Origin of the sequence: Dyella thiooxydans (assembly GCF_001641285.1) — a bacterium.
In the GTDB taxonomy this organism is placed as follows: Bacteria; Pseudomonadota; Gammaproteobacteria; order Xanthomonadales; family Rhodanobacteraceae; genus Dyella_A; species Dyella_A thiooxydans.
In genome coordinates, this window is the sequence record NZ_CP014841.1 from 1487477 (window position 1) to 1506722 (window position 19246).

At 69.1% G+C, this 19246-nt stretch carries 12 protein-coding genes; 5 read left to right on the plus strand and 7 right to left on the minus strand.

Annotation, left to right across the window (positions count from 1 at the left end):
- Positions 1-103: 103 nt before the first annotated feature.
- Together ATSB10_RS06840 and ATSB10_RS06845 are read left to right on the plus strand one after the other, a co-directional pair.
- Positions 104-1225 carry a PilT/PilU family type 4a pilus ATPase gene (locus ATSB10_RS06840; protein ID WP_063671541.1) on the plus strand — a complete coding sequence of 374 codons (1122 nt, stop codon included), beginning with the start codon at positions 104-106 and terminating at the stop codon, positions 1223-1225.
- 64 nt (positions 1226-1289) lie between these two features.
- Positions 1290-2435 (plus strand): DUF1615 domain-containing protein, encoded by a 1146-nt coding sequence (locus tag ATSB10_RS06845; protein ID WP_063671542.1) that lies wholly within the window; start codon positions 1290-1292, stop codon positions 2433-2435.
- Positions 2436-2438: 3 nt separating this feature from the next.
- Here ATSB10_RS06845 and ATSB10_RS06850 read toward each other — a convergent pair whose 3' ends face one another.
- From ATSB10_RS06850 to ATSB10_RS06880, 6 genes are all read right to left on the minus strand, one after another.
- The gene (locus tag ATSB10_RS06850; protein WP_063671543.1) at positions 2439-3947 is read right to left on the minus strand and encodes a glucosyltransferase domain-containing protein; all 1509 of its coding nucleotides are present in this window, start codon (positions 3945-3947) and stop codon (positions 2439-2441) included.
- A gap of 172 nt (positions 3948-4119) precedes the next feature.
- Positions 4120-5673, minus strand: a complete 1554-nt coding sequence (locus ATSB10_RS19310; RefSeq protein WP_169816704.1) for a YadA family autotransporter adhesin — start codon at positions 5671-5673, stop codon at positions 4120-4122.
- A 557-nt stretch (positions 5674-6230) separates the two neighbouring features.
- Positions 6231-6869 carry a glutathione S-transferase family protein gene (locus ATSB10_RS06865; RefSeq protein WP_063671547.1) on the minus strand — a complete coding sequence of 213 codons (639 nt, stop codon included), beginning with the start codon at positions 6867-6869 and terminating at the stop codon, positions 6231-6233.
- A gap of 31 nt (positions 6870-6900) precedes the next feature.
- The gene (locus ATSB10_RS06870) at positions 6901-8397 is read right to left on the minus strand and encodes an amidase (protein ID WP_063671548.1); all 1497 of its coding nucleotides are present in this window, start codon (positions 8395-8397) and stop codon (positions 6901-6903) included.
- Positions 8398-8455: 58 nt separating this feature from the next.
- The gene (gene pbpC, locus ATSB10_RS06875) at positions 8456-10831 is read right to left on the minus strand and encodes a penicillin-binding protein 1C (protein ID WP_157469132.1); all 2376 of its coding nucleotides are present in this window, start codon (positions 10829-10831) and stop codon (positions 8456-8458) included.
- Positions 10832-10932: 101 nt separating this feature from the next.
- Positions 10933-15924 carry an alpha-2-macroglobulin family protein gene (locus tag ATSB10_RS06880; RefSeq protein WP_063671552.1) on the minus strand — a complete coding sequence of 1664 codons (4992 nt, stop codon included), beginning with the start codon at positions 15922-15924 and terminating at the stop codon, positions 10933-10935.
- 184 nt (positions 15925-16108) lie between these two features.
- On the opposite strand from ATSB10_RS06880, the gene ATSB10_RS19880 reads away from it, so the two are divergent.
- Complete coding sequence (locus tag ATSB10_RS19880; protein WP_236886512.1) at positions 16109-16453, plus strand: glutathione S-transferase family protein; 345 nt, start codon at positions 16109-16111, stop codon at positions 16451-16453.
- A 51-nt stretch (positions 16454-16504) separates the two neighbouring features.
- The gene (locus ATSB10_RS19885) at positions 16505-16765 is read left to right on the plus strand and encodes a glutathione S-transferase family protein (protein WP_236886513.1); all 261 of its coding nucleotides are present in this window, start codon (positions 16505-16507) and stop codon (positions 16763-16765) included.
- A 126-nt stretch (positions 16766-16891) separates the two neighbouring features.
- Here ATSB10_RS19885 and ATSB10_RS06890 read toward each other — a convergent pair whose 3' ends face one another.
- Complete coding sequence (locus ATSB10_RS06890; RefSeq protein ID WP_063671554.1) at positions 16892-17437, minus strand: hypothetical protein; 546 nt, start codon at positions 17435-17437, stop codon at positions 16892-16894.
- 198 nt (positions 17438-17635) lie between these two features.
- Between ATSB10_RS06890 and ATSB10_RS06895 the strand changes: the two genes are divergently transcribed.
- On the plus strand, positions 17636-19231 hold the full coding sequence (locus tag ATSB10_RS06895) for a tryptophan halogenase family protein (RefSeq protein WP_063671555.1): 1596 nt from the start codon (positions 17636-17638) through the stop codon (positions 19229-19231).
- The last annotated feature ends 15 nt before the right edge of the window (positions 19232-19246 follow it).

Consider the following 19246-nt stretch of genomic DNA (forward strand, 5'->3'; position numbering starts at 1 on the left):
GCCAGAGCCGGACGATCGTGCGGGCATCGCGGGCGCCGCCCGCGAACCGCCCGGCCGGGCGTTGCCCGCGCTAGGATGCGCCATCCGTGGGCGGAGACTGATCATGGCGATCGAACTGACGCGGTTCCTGCAGGTGATGGCCGGACGCAAGGCATCGGACCTGTTCTTCTCCGTCGGCGCCACGCCGCACATCAAGATCGACGGCGAAACGTACCACCTCGACGGCGAGCCGCTGACGGCGGAGAACCTGCGCGACCTGGCCTACTCGATCATGAGCGACCGCCAGCAGCGCGAGTTCGAGGCCACCATGGAGATGAACCTCGCGCTGGGCCTCTCCGGCACCGGGCGGTTCCGCGTCAACGTCTACCGGCAACGCGGCCATGTCGCCCTGGCGGTGCGCTTCATCACCGGGGAGATTCCGTCGATCGAGGCACTGAACCTGCCGCCAATCCTGCGCGATCTGATCATGCTGCCGCGCGGACTGATCCTGATGGTCGGGGCCACCGGCTCGGGCAAGTCGACCACGCTGGCCTCGATGATCGACTACCGCAACGCCCGCAGGACCGGCCACATGCTCACCGTGGAGGAGCCGATCGAGTACCTGCATTCGCACAAGCAGTCGATGGTGGACCAGCGCGAGGTGGGGCTGGACACGATGAGCTATGCCGCCGCTCTGAAGAACGCCATGCGGCAGGCGCCCGACGTGATCATGATCGGCGAGATCCGCGACCGCGAGACGATGCAGGCAGCGATCGCCTACGCCGAGACCGGCCACCTGTGCCTGTCCACCCTGCACGCCAACAACGCCAACCAGACGCTGGACCGCATCATCAATTTCTTCCCCGACTCGGCCCACCACCAGTTGCGCATCGACCTCTCGCTCAACCTCAAGGCGGTGGTATCGCAGCGGCTGCTGCGCGGCGTCGACGGCAGGCGCCTGCCGGCCGCGGAGATCCTGCTGTCCACGCCCTACGTTGCCGACCTGATCGAGAAAGGCGAGGTCCTCGCGCTCAAGGAAGCCATGAAGCAGGGGCTCGATCACGGCATGCTCACCTTCGACGAGTCGCTCTACCGGCTCTATGCGTCCGGTCGCATCGGCTACCGGGAGGCGCTTGCGCACGCCGACTCGCAGACCGACCTGGCGCTGCGCGTCCGCCTGCAGGGGCCGGAGCCGGACGATGGCGGCCACGAGCTCGACAGCGCGCACATCGACGGCCTGGAATGAGGTTCAAGCAGCCGACAGCCGCGATGCCGGACAATGCGCCCTTTCCCGGCCGACCCCGTCCTTGATGATCGCCAGCCAGCCACCCGGCCGAGCACGCACTTCCCTCCGGCGACGCCCGTGGTCCGCCCGCCTGCTCACGCTGGCCCTGGTTGCCCTGGTCGCCGGCTGCACCACGCCGAAAGCGGAGTCCCCCGGCTACGACCCGGCCCGGGTGCAGGCGCGCATCATCCACGTGCTGCCCGCGAGCGCCGACGACCGCAGCGGCTGGGCCCGCGACATCACCGCGGCGCTCGCCGCGCAGCGGATCGAACCGGACCGCGGCAATCTCTGCGCGGTGATCGCGGTGGCCGGCCAGGAGTCCAACTTCCAGTCCGATCCGACCGTACCCGGGCTCGGCCGGATCGCCCGCGCCGAGATCGACCGTCGTGCCGCCGAGCATCACATTCCGCAGTTCCTGGTCCGCGCGGCGCTGGCGCTGCATGGCCCGGACGGCCGCAGCTACGCCGACCGTATCGACGCGGTACGCAGCGAGCGCGAGCTGAGCCGGGTCTACGAGGATTTCATCGGCATGGTGCCGCTGGGCAAGCGGTTGTTCGGCGACGCCAATCCGATCCACACCGGCGGCCCGATGCAGGTCAGCGTGGCCTTTGCCGAGCAGTACGCGAAGGACCATCCCTACCCTTACCCGATCGAAGGCTCGATCCGCCACGAGGTGTTCAGCCGGCGCGGCGGCCTGTACTTCGGCATCGCCCACCTGCTCGGCTATCCGGCCGACTATCCCTCGCCGATCTACCGCTTCGCCGACTACAACGCGGGCTTCTACGCCAGCCGCAACGCGGCGTTCCAGAACGCGGTGACGCGCGCGTCCGGCATTCCGCTCGATCTCGATGGCGACCTGGTGAACTACAGCAGCTGGAGCGAGGTGGGCAAGACCGAGCTGGCCCTGCGCACCCTGGCGACCCGGCTGGATCTGGGCGAAGGTGAAATCCATCGCGCGCTGGCCAAGGGCGAGCAGGCCGACTTCGCGCAGACCGACACCTACACCCGGGTCTTCGCCCTCGCCGACCGCCTCAACGGCCGGCCGCTGCCGCGCGCGATGCTGCCGAGGATCCGGCTGGAGAGCCCGAAGATCACCCGCCGGCTCACCACCGCCTGGTTTGCCCAGCGGGTGGACAGCCGCTACCGCAGCTGCATGGAACGCATGCGCTGAGGCTCAGCGCCGCTGGGCTCTCGATGGCAGCGCGGCCGGCAGCAACTCCACCCGTGCCACGTCGCCGTCCAGGCACAGCCGATAGCCGGCGGCCTGCCGCAGCGGTGTCGCCATGCAACGGGTGAGCGCAGCGGTCTCCTCCGGCTGCGTGCGGATGCTGTCCGGCTTGCGGGCGTCCACCCACTGCGGCAGGTAGTCCATCAGGAAACCGCTGGTACCAAACAGGTCGGCCTCGGTGAGGTAGCCCGGCACCAGTGTCCGCAGCAGCGGAAACTCGACCGCCGCATGCTCGGCCAGCGGCGCGAACCCGGTCGCGCCGGATACGTGCAACGCCGTGATCGCATGACCGGACGCCAGGACCGACAGATCGTCGGCGAGCCGCGCCGCAACGTGACGCTCCATGCGCTGCTGCGCGGCCATGGCATTGCCGTCCGCACTGGCGACGACCAGCATCGCCGCCGCCAGCACGCCGGCCAGCGCCGCGCTCACCCGCGAGCCATGGCGCCAGCGGCAGAGCAGCTCGTGCGCGGCGATCAGCCCGGCCACCAGCAGCGCGCCCAGGCCGATCAGCACGCGCGGCCGGATCTCGGGCTCGCGCAGCACCAGCATCGGCCCCAGCGCCGCCACCATGACCGCCAGCGGCATGGCCAGCGCCACGAGGCCCAGCGCGACCGTCGCCATGGGCGTCCTGCCGCGCGCGTGCCTCAGCCCGATCGCGACCGGCGCCAACGCGAGCACGGCCAGCACCGGCAGGAACACGCTCCACCAGTGCGCATTGAACGCATCGGCAACGAAACCGTAGAACAGGACGAAGTTGTGACCCAGCAGCGGCAGCTCATGCAGTCCCTGGATCGGGGTGGCCTGGCGCCGCACCCAGCCGCTGATGTGCATCCCCACCAGCAACTCGTAGACCCCCATCGCCACCAGCCACTGCAACGCGCGGCGGCCGAGCTGGCGCAGCCACGCCGCCGGCGAGCGGTCGCGATCCTGGATCTGCCACGCCTCCAGCAGCGCGAGCACCAGGAACACGTTGGTGGCGGGCTGGTACAGGCACAGGGCGGCAAACAGACAGAGCACGCCGCGCTGCCAGGGCTTGCGACCGTCCGGCAGCAACAGCGGCCAGGCCGCCAGCAGCACGGCCAGCGCCATGCTCAGGGCGTCGAAGCGGTAGGACAGGTTTTCGAGGAAGAACGGCTGCGCGCCCAGCGGGAAAACCAGCAGTGCGGCCAGCCAGGGCGAGGCGCGGGTATAGCGCACGGCGATGCGCGAGCCGATCCAGGCGAGCAACAGCACCGCGCCGATCTGCGGCAGCGGCGCGATGTCGACCATGGTGTGGTCGTAGGCCTGCAGTGCGCGCATCAGCAGCGTGGTGAGCGGACGGCCGTTGGAATCCCAGCTGGCCCGTCCCAGCAATGCGCGCTTGAGGTCGTCGTTGTAGGGACGGTCGGCGCGCAGGATGGGATAAAGCACGAAAGCCAGTAGCCCGAGCAGCCGCCAGAAGACGGCACGCACTTCACCCTCCGCTTCAATCCGGGATGAGCTGCCTGCCACCGGCGATCCTCCGTACCCGCCCTCAGCGGCGGCGCTGCACAAGATAGCCGAACTAGCTTGCGCAGCGCTTTCGACGCCGCGACCCGGGGCCGACCCGAGCAACGACTACGGGCGCTGTGGCAGCGATCCCTGACTACCAGCTCATGATGGCGGTCGCGCGCGCAGCGCTGTCGCCACCGGAAGCGACCGACGTGCCGAACTGCAACTGCAGATGCGCGCTGACCGTGTGGGCATATTCGACACCCAGCGCACCGTAGCCGGCATAGGAGGCCGCACTCACCGCCAGCCCGCTGGCGCGCCCTGCCGGGATCGCCACGGTGGGCAGGGCCATCGCCTGGGCAGCGGCACGTGCGGCATAACGGCGTGCCTGACCCAGCACGCCGATGCCGACCTGGTTGAGCTGATCGAGATTCACCGCATCGGTGCCCCTCGTCCCTGGCGCCACGTTGGTGATCTGGCGTTGCAGCGTGTCGCTGCCCACGCTCACCGTGTTGTCGGCATTGGCCACCGATCCCTGACCCAGCGCGACCGAATTCTCGCCGTTGGCGACCGCATTGGCTCCCAGTGCCACGGCATTGTTGCCATTGGCAATCGCGTTGTTGCCCACCGCGGTGGTCGGATCGGCGTTCGCCTGGGCGCCCGCGCCGATCGCCACCGAACCGGCGAACCGCGCCACCGCCCCCTGGCCTTGCGCCATCGCGCCGTCACCGTCCGCCGAAGCGCCGCCACCGACGGCCACCGCGCCCTGGCCGGCTGCGTGGGTGGCAGCCTGTCCTTGCACTGAGCATTCCAGTGCCCCCTGGTTGACCCGGCATACCCCCATCTGTCCATTCACCATGGCCTGGATCTGCACCGCGTTCTGCTGCCCCAGTTGCATCGCGGAGTCGGCCGTGGACTGCGCCTGAGTCGCCGTACTCTGGGCCTGGCTAGCGGTAGTCTGGGCCTGAGTGGCCATGGTCTGGGCCTGCGTCGCGGCCGTTTGCACCGTCCCGGTGGCGCTGGCGACCGAGGCGTCGAGCTGCGCCACGTTGACGGCATCGGTCGCGTTCACGCCGGCGCTCACGTTGGCGATGGTGCGGGTCTGGCCAGCGCTACCTACACTCACCTGATCGGTAGCGCTGGTAACGCTGCCGGCACCCAACGCCACCGAGCCGGCATAGGTCGATTGCGCCCCCGTTCCCAATGCCACGCTGTTGCCGCCCGTGGCGGTGGTCGACGTCCCGCCGAAGCCGCCGCCCAAACTGCCGGTCGAGCTACCGATGGCGATATTGCCTCCGCTGGGGGTGGCACTATAAGTAGTTGCCTGCGTGCCCAGGGCGATATCGCCGTTGCCCGCCGCATTCGCCGCGCCACCGCTTGCCTGGCTGCCGAAACCGCTGGCGGTGGTATCGCGTCCTGCGGCGATGCTGAAGTCCCCGGTAGCCGTGCTGTATGCGCCCGAAGCCGTGCTGCTGTTTCCGCTGGCCTGGCTCCAATTACCCAGCGCCGTGCTCAGCGGTCCGCTTGCGCTGCTGCTGCTGCCCAGCGCCGTGCCGCTGCTTCCGGCGGATTGACTGGAATACCCGACTGCCACGCTCCAGTTGCCCGACGCGTTGGCGCTCAGACCATCGGCCGTGCTGCCGTAGCCTCCGGCAGAGCTACCGCTGCCGCATGCCAGCTGGTTCTGGCTCGTGCTCTGCGAACACACGCCGCTGGTCGCGCTGGTTCCGCCCGTGGTCGCACTGGCGTAGGCGGGAACGGTGATGACCGCCCCGACAGCCAGGACCAGCGGCGTTAGCAGCCAAGCGGACCCTGTTCTGTGCGTCCTCGCTGGACGTCGAGCAAAGGCCGGGAGGGCGACGTCGTGTCGGCAAACTGGCGTGTCGGGCTTCGCAGGCGACGAGGCGGACAGGCGCGGCTTTGGGGTCATACAAGAAGGTCCCGTGTCGATGGTGGAAGTGTCTTTGAACAGATGCGTCACCCGAGCTCGCGCCCGCCGATCGATACGAACCGCCCCGTTGCCGGCACAGCGTGTACCCCGGCAAGGAAGGCCGCTACCCAGGCGGGTTCAGCTCGGGGACGCCTGAAGCAAGAGGCAGGCCAGCGGCAACGGCGACGCGGCCCGCTCATGATTTCAGTGACTTGGCCTGTTGGAGCACGATCGCAGTGGGCGCCGCCGACACGCGGCAGCGGTTTTCCGGCGCGCCCCAGCAGGCGTCAGGCAACCGACGCCAGGTGGCCGACGCGCAAGGGCACCGGTGTGGTTCAGCCCGGAGGGCGGTCGAAGTGATAAGCCGTGTGGCGTGCAGAGAAGCGCTGGCCGAGACGCTGGACATGCGAGGCCAGCGACACATACGGCAGGAGCGGTACCGTCGGGCGGAAATCCAGGTGTTCGAGCAGGCAGAACAGCGTGATCTCCAGCAGGCTCAGCTGGCGCGGCGGCAACCCGGCCAGCACCTCGTCGACGTGCGCATCGAGCCAGGCCAGCACCTGCGCCATGCCCTCTGCCGCCTTGACGAAGTAGAGGTTGTCCGCGGGCAACCCGGCCGCCTGCGTACCGAACACCAGTTGCACCTGCGCCGCCATCGCGTGCCAGACCATTTCCTGCGCATTGCGTGCGGCGGGCCCGGGCAACTGCTCGGTCCACAGGATGCGGACTTCACCCGGGAAGCGCTCGGCCAGGGTGCGGCAGATGTTCTCGGTGCCGAACACCGTCTCGCTACCGAGCCGCAGCACCGGCAGCTTCATCGCCGGGTTGCCGCCGTAATCGGCGCTGTCGCGCGAACCGAGGTCGTAGACCGGCTGGAAAGCCAGGTCGACGCCCAGCTCGGCCGCGACGATGCGCACAACGCGGGTGAAGTGGGAGCTGCTGCGACCGATCAACAGGGGTAGGGCTGGGTTCACTCTCGACTCCGGAAAACGTGCGGTGGGTCCATCACGGCTCGGGCGGCCGGCGACCGCCCCACGGCGCAGCCTGCTCGAGCTGGGCGGCCAGTTGCAACAGCGTCGCCTCGTCACCGAAAGGCGCGACGAACTGCACACCGAACGGGAGCTCCGGGCCACCTTCCTCGACTGCCGCCCAGTGCAGCGGCACCGACATGCTCGGCGTGCCGGTGAGGTTGGACAACTGGGTGAACGGCACGCGCGAGAGGCTGGTTTCCACCAGTTCGTCGACCATGCCGGTGAGCATCAACAGGCGACCGGCGCGCAACGCGAGTACCCGCCGGGCCAGTCGCTGCTGGCCCGGCGGCGTGTCGAGCTCGCCGATACGGTTGGGTGGTTGCGCGGTGGTCGGCGTGAGGTACAGGTCGTAGCGCTGGTGGAAGTCCGCCAGCGCATGGCTGAAGCGGTTCCAGCGCGCATGCCGGCTGACGTACTCCCCCGCGCTCACGGCCCGTCCGAGCAGGCCGAGGATCCGGGTCTCCAGTTCAAAACCGTCGTTCCCGGCACCGGTCAGCGCCCGCGCCCGGGCCATCGCCGCCGCGGTCTGGCCGAAGTACATGGTGACGTAGCAGCGCGCCAGGTCCGGGCCATCGACCGCGGGCGCTGCCTCCTCCACGTGGTGTCCGAGATCCGCCAGCAACGCCGCCGCGCGCTCGACCGCGGCCACGCATTGCGGATGCACCGGCGTGCCCAGCGGCGAGCGCGTACTGAAGCCGATGCGCAGACGCCGGGGTGGCCGGGCGATCGCGCCGGCCCAGGGTTGCGAGGGCGGCGCGATGACGAACGGCGCGCCATGTTCCGGACCGGCGATGGCGTCGAGCATGCGGGCCGAGTCGCGCACGCTGCGGCTGATCACGTGATGGCTCGAAGCTCCCTCCCAGTGCTCGGCATCGTCAGGCCCGTTCGGCACGCGTCCGCGCGAGGGGCGCAGCCCGAACAGGCCGCAGTAGGACGCAGGAATGCGGATCGAGCCTCCGCCGTCCGAAGCACCGGCCACCGGCACGATGCCGGCGGCCACCGCCGCGGCCGCGCCGCCCGAGGAGCCACCCGGCGTGCGCGCGGGATCCCAGGGGTTGCGCGTGGGCTGCGGCCACACGCGCGGCGAGGTCTCCGCCTTCAGCGCGAACTCCGGCGAGGCGGTCTTGCCGAACACCACCAGGCCCGCGTCGAGGAAGCGCCGGACCACCTCGCTGTAATGGTCCGGCACCCAGTGACGCAGTGCACGGCTGCCGGAAGGACTGGGCACACCGGCGTAGTCCTGCGCCATGTCCTTGAGCAGGAACGGCACGCCGGCGAACGGACCGGCCAGCGGCCCTGCCGCCCGCTCGCGCGCGATCGGCGCCATCGGCAGGCAGATCGCCGCCAGCGCAGGATTCACCTGCGCCGCCCGTGCCAGCGCGGCGTCCAGCACTTCACCGGCGGAGACCTCGCGGCGTGAGATCAGCGCGGCCAGCGCGGTGGCATCGTGCTGTGCGTACTCGTCGAACATGGAGCGCCCCCGGCTGGAAAGGCTCCATCCTAAGGCTGCACCGGGAGCCGTGCGCGACTCAGGGTGCGGCGACGTCGACCCGCAGCGAACTCCACGCGCCCCTTGCACTGAGCGCGGTGATGGTATGCCCCCCGGGCTGGCCGAGCTGCAGCAGAATGCTGTGCGTATCCTGCGTGGTGCCCTGCAGGCGGCCGTCCAGCAGCCACTGCACAGTGCCGCTGGCACCCAGCGCACGCAGGGTCACCCGCAGCGGCTCGCTGCTGTTCGGCGCACGGCGCAGGCGTGTGCCGTTGGCGATGCCGGCAATGCGGATCGGCTCTCCGTCGTCCAGCGAGTCTGCCGGACAGCCCGGCGCCAGCGGCGGCAGGTCGGAGGCTGCGCGATCGTCGGCATCGAGCCAGGGCGAGGCCAGCGCAGGCCAGCGCGCGATGCGCTCGACATGCTCGCCCTGCCCCCGGCAGGTCGCGCTGAGGCGCCTGCCCTTGCCGTCCACCCGCAAGCTCAGCAGGCCCGCGGACCAGGCATCCAGCCCGCGCTCGGCAAAGGTCGGTGGCACGACGCCATCGAGCACCCAGGCCGTGCGCCGCTGACGGCACTGGGTGGGATCGGTGTCGGCCTGCGCGCTGCCGAGTGGCCAGCAGATCACCTGCGAGCGCACGCTGGCCGGCTGGGCGAAGCGCACCGCTGCGCCACGCGCGGGCAGCATGTCGGCAATCCGGAACAGCAGCGGCAAGGCGGTGACCGCGCCGTACTGGCCCGGCGACGGCGTGCCGTCCGGGCGGCCGATCCACACGCCGATGGTGAACTGGTCGGTGACACCGATCGCCCACGCATCGCGATAGCCGTAGCTGGTACCGGTCTTCCAGGCCACCGCGGCATGGCGATTCACGGCGCCGGCCAGCGGCGCACCCTCCACGTCGGCCGGGTTGTGCGCGAGGATGTCGCGGATGATCCACGCCGCACCCGGCGACAGCAGACGCCGAGCCTGCAGCGGCTGCTGCCGGGTGTAGCGCGGAGCCGCGGCGACGCCGCGATCGGCAAACGCCGAGTAAGCACCCACCAGGTTCTCCAGCGTGGTCGCCGCACCACCGAGTATGATCGACAGGTTCGGCTTCGCTCCCGCCGGCAGGCCAAGGTCCACGCCACCGGCCGCCAGCCGCGCGACGAAGCGGTTCGGACCGACCCGGTCGAGCACGTCCACCGCCGGCACGTTGAGCGAACGCTGCAGCGCCTCGGCCACGCCGACCGGACCGGAGAACGCCTCGTCGAAATTGCCCGGCTGGTAACCGTCGAAATCCTGTGGCGCGTCCACCAGCAGGCTCTCCGACGTGATCAGCCCGTCGTCCAGTGCGAGTCCGTAGAGAAACGGCTTGAGCGTGGAACCGGGCGAGCGCGGCGCCTGCACCATGTCGACGTAGCCGTGGCGGTCCGGATCGGCGAAGTCGCTGGTACCCAGATACACCCGCGCCTCGTGGGTGGCATTGTCCACCACCAGCAAGGCCGCGGTGGTGTGGCGCGGCAATCGCGGGAGGTAGTCGCTGACGCGATCCTCCGCCGCACGCTGCAGGTTCGCATCGATGGTGGTGGTGATCCGCCGCGCCCGCGGCTGCTCCCGATGCAGGCGCTCGGCCAGCAGCGCCGCCGACAGCGGTGCGCGCAGCGAGCGCGCCACCACCGGCTCGATCCGCGCCGCGCGCACCTGCGCGGCGGTCCAGATGCCCTCGTCGCGCAGCCGCGCCAATACCTTGTCACGAGCCACACGCGCCGCGTCGGGGTGACGGTCCGGACGCAACCGGCTCGGTGCCTGCGGCAACACCGCCAGCAGGGCCGCCTCGGCCCTCGACAGTTGCGCCGCCGGCTTGCCCAGGTAGGCCCATGAGGCGGCATCCACGCCCTGGATCGGCCCGCCGAAGGGGGCATGGTTGAGGTACAGCTCGAGGATCTGCCGCTTGCTCAGGTGCGCTTCGAGCTGCAGTGCGCGCAGGATCTGGATGAACTTGCCGCCGAAGGTGTGCGGGATCGGCTCGATGATCCGCGCCACCTGCATGGTCAGGGTCGAGCCGCCCGAAACGATGTGCCCATGCAGCAAGCCACCCGCGAGGCCACGCGCCAAGGCGTAGGGGTTCACCCCCGGATGACGGTAGAACCAGCGGTCCTCGTAGCCCATCAGCGCGGTGAGGTACAGCGGCGACACGCTGTCCACGGTGACCGGGTAGCGCCACACGCCATCGCTGTCGGCGAACGCGCGCAGCGGGGTGCCGTCCCGCGCCAGCACCACCGTGCTGCCGCCGTCGGGCTTCGGCAGCGGCAGCGGGAACACGCGGTCGAGAATCGCGGCCACGAGCAGTAGCACGCCCGCCGCGATGCCGAGGCGAAGCAGCCAGCGTCGCAGGCGGGGGTGCCGGGGAGGCTTTTTGGCGGGGTCTGTCTTCATCGGCATGACGTCCGCGTGGCCCGTAGGAGCGCACCCTGTGGGCGACGGCTTTTTTGTTTCAGGAACCGTCGCGCACAGGGTGCGCTCCTACGGCATCGGTGTCAGGGCTCCACCACCTTGATCTGCGCCGGATCGGATTTGCCGATGCCGCGGATCGCCGGCCGGTACATGTCCTCCACCTGTGGCGGCGGCACGGTGTAGGTGCCTGGCGTCACCGCGCGCACCAGGTAGAACACGTGGGCCGCGTCGCCGCGATCGAGCTTCAGCGCAGCGGCGTAGCGGTCGTCGCGGTACTCCTCGTGTTGCACCTGGGCGGCCGAGTCGTGCTGCTGCAGGTCGATGCCGTCGATCACCACGCCAGCCCACTGCTGGGTACCGCTGAGGTTGAGGTTCTCCACCTCCAGGCCACCGGGCAGCAGGTCGGTGACCATCGCGTCAGGCATGAACGTCCGCGCCTCGATGGTCAGCTCGACGATCAGCGTGTCGCCCTCCTTCAGCGTGTCGCCGTTCCACGGCTTGCCATCGGTGGTGAAGTAGCTGCGGCGCACGTCGACCTGGCTGTCGTCGGGCGGCGGCAGCGCCTTGCTGACACCGGCGGTGTCGAGCGTGGCGAACACAGTGGCATCGCCGGTCGGTTGCAGGCGCACACCCGAGGCCAGCTCGGCGGCGTCGAGGTCGCGCGTCCACACACGGGCGTCCGGTGCCTGCTCGGTCTTGCCACCCACGGTGATCGAGGCGGCCAGCGGCGCCGAGCCGGCGGCACCGAAGGCCTTGGCCACGCGGGCGATCGCCACCTGCTCCTGGGTGCTCAGGTAGGACCAGGACCAGAAGAACAGTGGGTCCTCCTGCTTGCGACCGCGCACGTAGTTGTCGACGTTGCGCGCCCAGTCGATCAGCTTGGCGTCGTACTCCGGCTTGTTCAGCCCGTAGGTGTGGGTAAGCGCCACCATCAGCGCGAGGTCGCGCAGGTCCGAGCCATAGTCGCCGACGTACCAAGGGCGCTCCTTGTTCCAGGCAAAGGCCTCGGCGATCGCCTTCTGCGCGCGCTCGTTGTCGCCCATCAGCTTGAACGCGATACCGAAGTGCACCAGCGGCAACGGGCCGACCAGCTTGCCGCGCTCGTTGTCGAAGATCGCGCGCAGCGTGCCCAGCGGCGCGCGGTTCACGCGGGCCAGCACGAAGCCGGAATAGGCTTCGTCGGCGATGCGCATGTGATCGTGGTGCTCGTAGCCGTAGTACGGATGACCACCGGCAAGCAGGTCGTCGCTGAGCCGCTGCAGTGCCTTCTGCAGCACATCCTGCGGCACCGCGAAGCCGGCGTCGCGGGCATCTAGCATGAAGTCCACCACGTAGGGCGTGGTGAAGGTCATGATCGGGCTGGTGCCCCCCCAGAAGCTGAAGTGTCCGTTGGCGGCCTGGAACGAGGCGATGCGGGACAACGCCCCTTCCACCGCGGCCTGCCGCACCTCGGGCGTCATCGGCTTCAGACCCAGCGCCTTGGCCGTGTCCCCATCGAGGATCAGCGCCGCATAGCCCTTGCTGGTGGTCTGCTCGATGCAGCCGTACGGATACCGGAGGATGTCGCGCAGCGCCGAGCCGTACGGCAGCGGAGGCAGCGTGCTCAGGCTCAGCCGCGCATGCACGGTGGCGGGAATCAGGCCGGCGAGCTGCTCGCTGCCGAACGTGACCGCCTTGCCGCCCTCCAGCGCCATCGGCCGGGTGTGCAGCACCTCCGGCCAGGCCGGTCGCACGGCGAACTCGAAGTGGCGATCGACCTGGTAGTCGTTGAGCTGGGCATGGATGTCCACGCCGGCCACGGCGGCCCCCGGCTCGGCGGTCACCGGCAGGGTGAGCGTGGTACCGGCGCCGTCCTTCAGCGGCACGTTCTGCTCGCCATGCTCGAGCCGCACTGGCCCGGTGGTAGTGACCTTGATCCGGGCGGTGCCGTCCTTGCCTGAGAGGTTTTTCAGGTCCAGGCTGACCACCGCCTTGTCGCCGGCCGCCATCACCCGTGGCGTGCTGGGCTCGACCACCAGCGGCGCCCGCACGGTGATCGCACCGTCCGCGTTGCCGAAGCGGTCGGCCGTGAAGGCCAGCGCGCTCAGCCGCAGGCTGCCGTTGAAATCCGGCACGTCCACGTGCAGCTGCGCACGTCCCTGCGCGTCGAACGCCACCGGGCCGGCGAACAGGTCGACGATCTTCACCTTGGGGTTGATGCGCGCGGCCTTGGGCAGCGCCGGTCCGCTCATGTCGCCGCCGTAGCGCAGGCGCCCGGTGTCGCCGTCCATCGCCTCGATCAGGCGGCTGTACAGGTCATACGCCTCGGTGGCCAGCGCGCGCTTGGCGAACATCCACGACCAGGCGTCGGGCACCGGGTAGTCGGTGATGTTGATGACGCCCTGGTCGACCGCCGACAGGGTGACGTAACCTTCCTTGCCGGCCAGGCCGCTAGCCTGCACGGTCACGTCCAGCGGGTTGCCCGGCCGCATCAGCGACGGCGCCTTGAGCGTGAGCGGGATGCGCCGGTCGTTGCGGTCCATCGTCACGTATTCCACGCCCATCGCACGCGCCGGCGTGGTGCGCTCGGTGGCTTCGCCGCCGCGGAACACCAGCGTGACCACGTACACGTCGTGCCGCTCCCAGTCCTTGGTGACCGGGATCGAGAAGGTCGAACCGGCCTTGGCGTCGATGTCCTTCAGGTACAGCAGGTGGTCCGATTCGACCATCAGCACGCCGGGGCCGTCATGCGGCGGCGTCACGGTGACCTTCATGGTGTCGCCGGCGCGATAGCGCGCCTTGTCCAGTGCCAGCTTCACCTTGTCCGGACGCGCCTCCTTGCCCAGGTTCTCGTCGTCCCAGCTGTAGCCGGCGAAGAACGGGAACACCGTAGTCAGCTTTGTGTCCGGGTCGTACACCTCGATCCGATAGCTGCCCCACTGCACCGGGAACTCGACGCGGGTGGTGCCGCTGGCACCGACATCGACGTCCCTTTCATCGACCAATTGCAGGCTGGCGTTGGCATCGGCCTTCCAGCCGCCGTTGCGCTCGTACAGCCAGTAGAAATCGCGCAGCTCGCGCTGCAGCCGCACCTTCAGATGGTGACCGGCGACGCGCTGTCCCTCGGCGTTGACGCGGACGATTTCGAAACCGGCCGGCGCCTCGCTCTCCGCGCCCTGCTTCGGGTCGAACTCCGGGCGCACGCCGACCAGGCGGTCCGCCGGCCAGTAGGTGCGTTTGAGCAGGCGGGTGACGGCGCGACCGCCGGTCTCGTAGACGCTGCCGGACAGCGTCACGGCCAGCGGCGCGACCGGCTTCACGTCGTCGGGCAGCGCGACGTCCTGCGCCAACTCGCCCTGCGCATCGAGCTTGGTGTCGACGACGTCGTCCGCCGACTTCGGCAGGTCCACCGTGGGATCGCCGAAGAAGGTGTCCTTCATGCTGGCCACCGGATGGACTTCCGGCGACACCAGCAGCTTGGCGGTGAAGCGGTTGCCGGCCGCCGGTGCGCCGTACAGGTAGCTGGAGGCCACCTTCAGCTGCAGCGGCTCGCTCGGGGACAGACGCTTCTGCGGGCTGTCCAGCGATACTTTCAGGCGCTCGGGCAGGAACTCTTCCACATGGAACGGGAATGCCTGCACCGACTCCTTGCTGGCCGGATCGAGGCGGAACTCCAGCTGCCACAGCCCGGTGGGCGCGTCGGCCGGAATCGCCTCGCTCAGGTCGTAGTAGTTCAGTGCCTTGGGCTCCAGCCGGGTATCCGCCAGCGTGCGTCCGTCAGGCTGGCGCACCCGCACGAACAGCGACTGCGCCTTCATCGGCGTGCCGTCCGCATCGCGCAACAGCGCCGAGGCGTGCAACGTCTCGCCGGGACGGTAGAGGTCCCGCCCCGACCACGCGTACACCTCGAACGGCGCCTGCTTGCGCCCGGTGATATCGAAGTTCGACACGTCCAGTGCCGGGCGGTTGAACGGCAGCACCGACACATCCTTGCCGTGCCGTGCCACCAGCACGTCGGTCGGGTTCACCCGGTAGGCCATCAGCGCATTGCCACCATCGTCGGTGGTGGCCTTCAGCGTGGTGTGCCCGGAAGCATCCTGCACGGTGACGTCGACACCGGCCACTGGCGTGCCGTCGCGCAGCGAGGCGACATGCAGCAGCACGTTGTCCTTGTAGACGCGCAGGTGCAGACCCAGGTCGCTGACGAAGAACACCGCCGTGTCATAACCGCCGCGGAAGGTGCCACCGGCCTTCACCACGGCCATGTAGACGCCCGGCTGCGACAGCTCGGGCACGTCCTGCACCGGGATATAGGTCACCGTGCGCTCGTTCGGCGCGCCCTTCAGCGTGTAGTGGTTGGCGTAGACCGAGTCGGCCATGTCGGTGATCGACCGCTTGGCGCGCTTGTCCTTGCTGCAGGTGTCGTACCAGTACGGATCGTGGTCCAGCTCGTAGCTGTCGCGGTGGCCATTGCGCGGATAGGCGCAGAACAGGTCCGACAGTTCGTCGTCGTGGACCCGGAAGAACTCGATGTCGGCGTCATGCACGTTCACCGACACCAGCGGCAGCCCGCGCGTGCCACGCGCCGGCAGCACGCTGCCATGGGAGGCGAATCCGACCGCCCCCGGCAGATTGCCGGAATAGATGTCCCGATGGACCGTCTCGCCCAACGAGCGCCCGTCCGCGGCCAGCAGGCCGGGCTTGACCTCGACGGAATAGCGGCGGTCCGGATTGACGAACGGAAAGCTGAGCGTGGTGCCGTCGCTGCCCAAGCTCCAGCTGCCGCTGACGGTCTCTCCGGACGGGCCGTTCACCGCGACCAGTTGGTCGAAGCCCTGCGCCGCCGCCAGCCGAGTATCGAAGACCAGGTCGAGCTGGCTGCGGCCGTCCTGGACCGAAGCGCTCGCCGAAGTCAGCCGGAAATGGGTGGAGTGGGTCTTCCCCGCACTCGCTGCCGGTGCCGGCGCGTGCTGCAGCACGGGCTGCTCGCCCTGCGGGTGGCCGCTGCAGGCAACCAGCAGGAGGCCCAGCAGGGGCGCCAGCAGGCGCGCGGGCGACAGGATGGAGCGACGATGCGCGATCGACGGACGTGACATGAGAACCTCTCCCTGGATACAGCCGAAGTATGGCTTCCTTTGGTGGCGATGCGATGGCGCAGCGCGGGCAGCCACCCCGCGAATTCTGTCATGCCCGGGCGAACACCCGGCCCGAATCCGCCGCACTGTCGATTTCCGCCAGGGCCAGGCGTCGTCGACACGGACATCCCGCCCGGAGCTTCGCATGCCCCTCCCCCGCCTGTACGCCCACCCGTTCTCGTCCTACTGCCAGAAGGTGCTGCTCGCGCTGTACGAGCAGGAGGCGCCGTTCGAGTACCGCCATCTCGAATCCCCCGACGCGATGGACGAGCTCGCCCGGCTGTGGCCGATGAAGCGGTTTCCGCTGCTGCAGGACGGCGAGCGCACCGTGATCGAGGCCACCTGCATCATCGAGTACCTGCAGCAGCGGCACCCGGACCGCCCACAGCTGATCCCGGACGATCCCGACGTGGCACTGGAGGTACGGCAGCTCGACCGATTCTTCGACAACTACGTGTCCACGCCGCAGCAGAAGATCGTGTTCGACTAGTTGCGCCCGGCCGACCGCCGCGATGGGCACGGAGTGGAGGAAGCGCGCGCGATGCTCGATACCAGCTACCGCTGGCTGGAGCAGCACATGGCCGGGCGTACCTGGGCCGCCGGGGACGCCTTCAGCCTCGCCGACTGCGGTGCCGCGCCGTTCCTGTTCTATGCCGACTGGACGCATCCGATCCCGGCATCGCTGGCCAACGTCCGCACCTATCGCGCCCGCCTGCTGGCGCGGCCGTCGATGGTCCGCGCAGTGGATGAGGCGCGCCCCTATCGCCACTACTTTCCGCTCGGCGCGCCGGACCGCGACTGAAGCCGCAAAGGCATCGCGGAGCCATAGGCGGAGGCAAGCTTCGACCCGTGCGTCGCTCCGACTGCACCCAAACGAAAAGCGGCAGCCGGAGCTGCCGCTTTCCTGGCGTCCGCGCCAGCGGAGCGATCAGGGCTTGCCGCCGCGCCCAGCAGACGTGCAGTTCGCCCTGGGCGCTGGCGGCAGGTTGCGCGGCGCTGACAGGCCCGGTGGCCGTGCTAACCAGCCGTTGTTGGTCCAGCGATGCTTGAACTGGTTGCGGATCATTTCGCTGTTCACCAGCGCCAGACGATGGCCATCCTCGTGCTGCCAGATCCACCGGCCGGCGGGAATCGGCTGGGCACCCACGTAGAAGAAGCTCGCGTCGTACTTGCCATCACTCCGCGGCTTGGCCTGCAGACCGAGCTTGATGACGAACTGACTGGCCACCGGCTTGCCGTGGTCGGAAGCAGGCCGGGTGATCATCTCGTCGAGCGTTGCGCGCAACAGGCGCTCGTAGTGCGGGGTCAACTCCACCGCAGACGAGACATCGGTTACCTTGCCGTGGGAATCCACCCGCACCAGCACGGGCAGGATGTGATTGGGGAAACTGTTCAATGATGGGCTTTCGGCGTGTACCGCCGCGCTGCCGATTGCCAGGCATCCCGCCAGGGCGATGGGGAGAGCAAGTTTCATGACGACATCCTTGAGTCAGGGCGCCAGTCGCATATGGATCGGGACGGAATGAAAGCCATCGGCAAACGACCAATTCCTCGACTGGCCGGTTCAGGTTAGCGCCAATTCTTCCCGTCGATCGCGTTTCGGGGCGCCTGTCCCGGCATGATGCCTGGCCCAGGGAGCCGGGCTCTCTCACCGCCTCAGAACAACCACGACATGTCCGACACAGCCACCGTCTACCGTCACCAGCGCCACACTCATCGCACGGCCCTCACTGATCCGCCGGTGCGCCACATTGCCATCGTCGGCGGCGGGACGGCCGGCTGGATGACCGCCCTGCTGCTGGCGAACTCCAGCTACGGCGAACGCATCAAGGTGACCGTGCTGGAGTCGCCGCAGGTCGGCGCGATCGGCGTCGGCGAGGGCTCCACGCCGTGGATGCGCGGGTTCTTCGAAGAGATCGGCATCGAGGAGTCGGAATGGATGCCGGCCTGCGACGCCACCTACAAGGCCGGCATCACCTTCGATGGCTGGTCGACCCGGCCCGGCTTCGAGCGCTATTTCCACGCCTTCGCCTCGATGCTCGACAACCTGACGATGACCCAGTTCGTCGACAATGTGCATCGCCGGCTGAATCGCGAGGACGTCCACGCGCATCCGGACCACTATTTCATCGCCGCCCGGCTCGCCCGCGAGTGCAAGGCGCCGCGGCCACGCCACGAGTTCCCGTTCGACGTCTGGTACGGCTACCACTTCGATTCGGTGAAGCTGGGCCAGTTCCTGCATCGCAAGGCGCTGGAACGCGGCATCCGCCATTTGCCCCGCCACGTGAACGCGGTGCAATGCGATGAGCACGGCGACATCGCCGCTCTGCAACTGGAAGGCGACGAACGCTTCGAGGCTGACTTCTTCATCGACTGCACCGGCTTCAGCGGCCTGCTGATCGAGAAGACGCTGAAAACGCCGTACACCTCGTACGCCGATGCGCTGTTCAACGACGCCGCCGTAGCGATGCCTACGCCACTGGACGGCCCGATCATGTCGCAGACGATCTCCACCGCCCTGCGCCACGGCTGGGCCTGGAAGATCCCGCTCACGGCCCGCTACGGCAATGGCTACGTGTACAGCACCGCGCACTGCACGCCCGAACAGGCCGAGACCGAGCTGCGCCGGCACCTGGGCCTGCTCGATGCCGACGTGCCGGCCCGCCACCTGCGCATGCGCACCGGTCGGGTCGATCGCCACTGGCATCGCAACTGCCTCGCCGTCGGGCTGGCGCAGGGCTTCATCGAGCCGCTGGAGGCCACCGCGTTGATGCTAGTGCAGCGCACCGCCAGCCTGTTCGTCAAGGCGCTGGAAAAGGGCGACCTGGGCGAGGCGGCGCAGGCCGGCTTCAATGCGGCGATGAATACGCAGTTCGACGGCACCCGCGACTACATCGTGGCGCACTACAAGACCAACACCCGCAGCGACACCGACTACTGGCGCGCCAACGCGGCCAATACCCACCTGTCCGAACCGCTGGTGCGCCTGCTCAGGACCTGGCTGGCCAGCCGCCCGATCGCCGATGGCATCCGCCGCGGCACCTTCGGCCAGGGCTATCCGGTGATGTCCTGGTACAGCCTGCTGGCCGGCATGGGCCTGTTCCCCGACGACGTCGGCTCGCACGTGTCCGGCGATGCGCCCCACAGCCTCGCCGCCATCGACAACCTGATCGAACGCAGCGCGCGCAATTTCCCCGACCACCGCGAGCTGCTCGGCGCCATTCCGCCGCGACCGCGCGAGGAGACGCTGCAGGTGTATTTCTGGTGATCGGCGGGCGGCGGA

Bases quoted from the DNA above. Each gene is read 5' to 3' on its own strand.
- ATSB10_RS06840 (WP_063671541.1), top strand. From the start codon at position 104: ATGGCGATCGAACTGACGCGGTTCCTGCAGGTGATGGCCGGACGCAAG.
- ATSB10_RS06845 (WP_063671542.1), top strand. From the start codon at position 1,290: ATGATCGCCAGCCAGCCACCCGGCCGAGCACGCACTTCCCTCCGGCGA.
- ATSB10_RS06870 (WP_063671548.1), bottom strand. From the start codon at position 8,397: ATGTTCGACGAGTACGCACAGCACGATGCCACCGCGCTGGCCGCGCTG.
- pbpC (WP_157469132.1), bottom strand. From the start codon at position 10,831: ATGAAGACAGACCCCGCCAAAAAGCCTCCCCGGCACCCCCGCCTGCGA.
- ATSB10_RS06880 (WP_063671552.1), bottom strand. From the start codon at position 15,924: ATGTCACGTCCGTCGATCGCGCATCGTCGCTCCATCCTGTCGCCCGCG.
- ATSB10_RS19880 (WP_236886512.1), top strand. From the start codon at position 16,109: ATGCCCCTCCCCCGCCTGTACGCCCACCCGTTCTCGTCCTACTGCCAG.
- ATSB10_RS19885 (WP_236886513.1), top strand. From the start codon at position 16,505: ATGCTCGATACCAGCTACCGCTGGCTGGAGCAGCACATGGCCGGGCGT.
- ATSB10_RS06890 (WP_063671554.1), bottom strand. From the start codon at position 17,437: ATGAAACTTGCTCTCCCCATCGCCCTGGCGGGATGCCTGGCAATCGGC.
- ATSB10_RS06895 (WP_063671555.1), top strand. From the start codon at position 17,636: ATGTCCGACACAGCCACCGTCTACCGTCACCAGCGCCACACTCATCGC.